The organism is Silvanigrella sp. (assembly GCF_044369315.1).
GTDB lineage: Bacteria > Bdellovibrionota_B > Oligoflexia > Silvanigrellales > Silvanigrellaceae > Silvanigrella.
In genome coordinates, this window is the sequence record NZ_JBIPMD010000300.1 from 1 (window position 1) to 3,402 (window position 3,402).

At 30.5% G+C, this 3,402-nt stretch carries 3 protein-coding genes; all 3 read left to right on the plus strand.

Going from position 1 to position 3,402, the window contains the following annotated elements; genetic code table 11:
• Positions 1 to 107 precede the first annotated feature (107 nt).
• Complete coding sequence (locus ACIQ56_RS15820; RefSeq protein ID WP_397602003.1) at positions 108 to 1,640, plus strand: aldehyde dehydrogenase family protein; 1,533 nt, start codon at positions 108 to 110, stop codon at positions 1,638 to 1,640.
• A gap of 442 nt (positions 1,641 to 2,082) precedes the next feature.
• Positions 2,083 to 2,481 (plus strand): hypothetical protein, encoded by a 399-nt coding sequence (locus ACIQ56_RS15825; protein ID WP_397602004.1) that lies wholly within the window; start codon positions 2,083 to 2,085, stop codon positions 2,479 to 2,481.
• Positions 2,482 to 2,669: 188 nt separating this feature from the next.
• On the plus strand, positions 2,670 to 3,035 hold the full coding sequence (locus ACIQ56_RS15830; protein WP_397602005.1) for an NAD(P)-binding protein: 366 nt from the start codon (positions 2,670 to 2,672) through the stop codon (positions 3,033 to 3,035).
• The last annotated feature ends 367 nt before the right edge of the window (positions 3,036 to 3,402 follow it).

The following is a 3,402-nucleotide window of genomic DNA, read 5'->3' on the forward strand; positions in this document are numbered from 1 at the left end:
TACGCAATGAATATCATCTCTGGGAGCCGGATGTGGGAAAACTACAAGTCCGGTTCTGCAGGGGTTTCATGGCAATGAATTACTTTATTTGAAAGGAAATAAAAGTCATGTCTCTACCTACCATCAGCAAAGAAATAGAAAAATTTGATATTAAAAATCCTTTTAAAAGTCGATACAATAATTTTATAAATGGACATTGGGTATCTCCAATTAATGGTGAATATTTTCCAAATATTTGTCCTATTTTTGGTAAGACATTTACAGAAATTGCAAGATCATGTAATGCTGATATAGAAATGGCAATCGATGCCGCTCATTCAGCAAAAATTTCTTGGGCAAAAACTTCGAATACAGAAAGAGCTAATATATTATTAAAAATAGCGGATAGAATGGAAGCCAATCTAAATATTTTAGCTGTTGCTGAAACTATTGATAATGGAAAACCAATTCGAGAAACGAGAGGAGCCGATGTTCCTTTAGCAATAGATCATTTTAGATATTTTGCAAGTTGCATAAGAGCTCAAGAAGGATCGATTGGGCAGATTGACAAAGATACAGTTGCCTATCATTTTCATGAACCTTTAGGTGTTGTGGCGCAAATCATTCCATGGAATTTTCCTTTGCTCATGGCGGCATGGAAAATAGCCCCTGCTTTGGCCGCAGGAAATTGTATTGTATTAAAACCTGCAGAACAAACCCCAGCTTCTATTTTGGTATGGTTAGAATTAGTTCAAGATCTATTGCCTCCTGGTGTTTTAAATATTGTCAATGGATTTGGTTTAGAAGCTGGAAAACCATTAGCATCATCAAATCGAATTTCAAAAGTCGCTTTTACAGGAGAAACCTCAACAGGAAGATTAATTCTACAATACGCCTCTCAAAATTTAATTCCTGTAACGTTAGAATTGGGTGGAAAATCGCCAAATATTTTCTTTAAAGATGTTCTATTAAAAGATGATGAGTTTTTAAATAAAGCAATCGAAGGTTTTGTTATGTTTGCTTTTAATCAAGGAGAAGTATGCACTTGTCCTTCTCGAGCTTTAATACACGAATCTATTTATGAGATATTTATTGAAAAAGCACTTGATAGAGTGAAACAAATTAAACAAGGAAATCCTTTAGATCCTTCTACAATGCTTGGAGCTCAAGTTTCTTTAGAACAAATGGAAAAAATTATTTCATATATTGAAATTGGAAAAAATGAAGGAGCTCAGATTCTTACTGGCGGCAAAAGAAAAGAATTTAATGATTCTTTATCTGAGGGTTTTTATGTTGAGCCAACAGTTTTTAAAGGAACAAATGAAATGAGAATATTTCAAGAAGAAATATTTGGACCTGTTCTTTCTGTCACTACCTTTAAAGATGATGAAGAGGCATTAGAAATTGCAAATAGTACAAATTATGGTTTAGGTGCAGGTATTTGGACTCGAGATTTAGGAAATGTATTTAAATTTGGTAGAGACATTCAAGCAGGGCGTGTATGGACAAATTGTTATCATTTGTATCCTGCTCATGCGGCTTTTGGAGGTTATAAACAATCCGGGATAGGGCGCGAAAATCATAAAATGATGCTCGAGCATTACCAGCAAACAAAAAATATTTTAGTTAGTTACGATCCAAACCCATTAGGATTTTTCTAATTAATTTTTTAATTATGTAAATCAAAAAATGCTTTATTTGAAATTCAATAAATATGAAAAATTTAAAAATATATTCAACCAATTATGATTGAATATATTTTTTATTAATAAGAAATATTTCTAGTAAAAATATGATTTATATTTAGTCTTATTTTATATAAAATTTAAAAAATTCATACTATTCTAATTTTTTAATAAAATGATTAACAACATTTTATTTTATTATTCTTGGTGGTCTCGATTTTTTCTTAAAAATATGTTTTTTATTATATTTTAATAGCTTTTATAAAGATTAATTTAGGTTTATAATTACAAAATTTATGAAATATTTATAAATTATTTTTTTAAAAATTAAATTAAAATGAATTGACAACTTTTTTATTTTATTATATTTGAATCCTATTAATACTTTAAAAATATATCAAATTGAAAGGAAAATTAAATGAAATTTAATTTAATTGCATTGTCTTTATTAGCTGTTTCTTCATTTGCAAATGCTCAATCTTTAACTCCAAATCCAGGAGTTCCTGGTGGTGTTTCTGCAACTTCTGTTCGTTGTGTTCCAACGAATCATATGGTTGGAGTAGATTATGGAATTACAATATTTACTCAAGCTCTTGCTCCTGAATATAATGTTAGAGGTGGTATATTTAGTAAGATTGGAGTTTATCCAGGGGCTGTAGCACAAAATACAACAATGTATTTAAGTAGTCAGACAGCTAAAGTAGCTACTTTTAAAGTTGAAAGTTCAGATTTAATTGTGGTATTAGATAAAACAAACTATACAGCAGACGTTTATCGTGAAGGCCGTTCCTTGCCATATTACGTTTGTGGAAAATAAAATACCGATTTAAAATGAATTCTACTAAATAGGTTTTGTGGCAAATCCATCATTCATAATACCTCTCTTTAATTAATTAAATACTTTAATTATATTGAAAATATTAGCACAATTTTTATATTAAATATTATATTGACTTTTAATAAATTCAATATAATTTATATTAAATTTAAAATTATAGGTAAATTATGAATGCAAATTCAGCAGATGTTGATATTGTTGGCTCAGGCATTGCAGGAGCAATAATGGCGGCAGAACTTTCAAAAAAAGGGATAAAAGTAACAATTCTTGAAGCTGGGAGCATGCCTAATAGAGCTCAAGCAATGGAAAAGTATTTTAATTCTGTAATTAAAATACCAGAATCTCCCTATGATCAAGCTCCTCATGCTCCTTTTCCTTTAACCGTAGGAGACACCTATTTTATTCAAAAAGGAAAAGAGCCTTTTAAGAGCACATATTTAAGAGTTGCAGGAGGGACAACTTGGCATTGGTTAGGTAATGCAATTCGTTTCTTACCTGAAGATTTTAAAATGAAAACAAATTTTGGAGTATGAAAAGATTGGCCTATTCAATATTCTGATTTGGAAGCTTGGTATACCTTGGCAGAAAAAGAAATAGGGGTATCTGGAGATAACAATGAAGATTTAGGTTTTCCTCGTTCGCAAAAATATCCAATGCCTAAAATTCCTCATACCTGAGTTGACCAATATTTAATTGATAAATTGAAAGGTTCTCCATTTAAAATAAATCACACGCCACAAGCAAGAAATTCAGTGGCAATTGATTCAAGGCCACCTTGTTGTGGCAATAATGCAAGTTGTATTTCTTGTTGCCCAATTCAAGCTAAATATGATGCTACAGTTCATTTAAATAAGGCAATATCAAATGGTGCAAAATTTATTCCAAATGCTGTAGCATTTC

Excerpts from the sequence above, each read along its gene's own strand:
- ACIQ56_RS15820 (WP_397602003.1), top strand. The coding sequence starts at position 108 with ATGTCTCTACCTACCATCAGCAAAGAAATAGAAAAATTTGATATTAAA.
- ACIQ56_RS15825 (WP_397602004.1), top strand. The coding sequence starts at position 2,083 with ATGAAATTTAATTTAATTGCATTGTCTTTATTAGCTGTTTCTTCATTT.
- ACIQ56_RS15830 (WP_397602005.1), top strand. The coding sequence starts at position 2,670 with ATGAATGCAAATTCAGCAGATGTTGATATTGTTGGCTCAGGCATTGCA.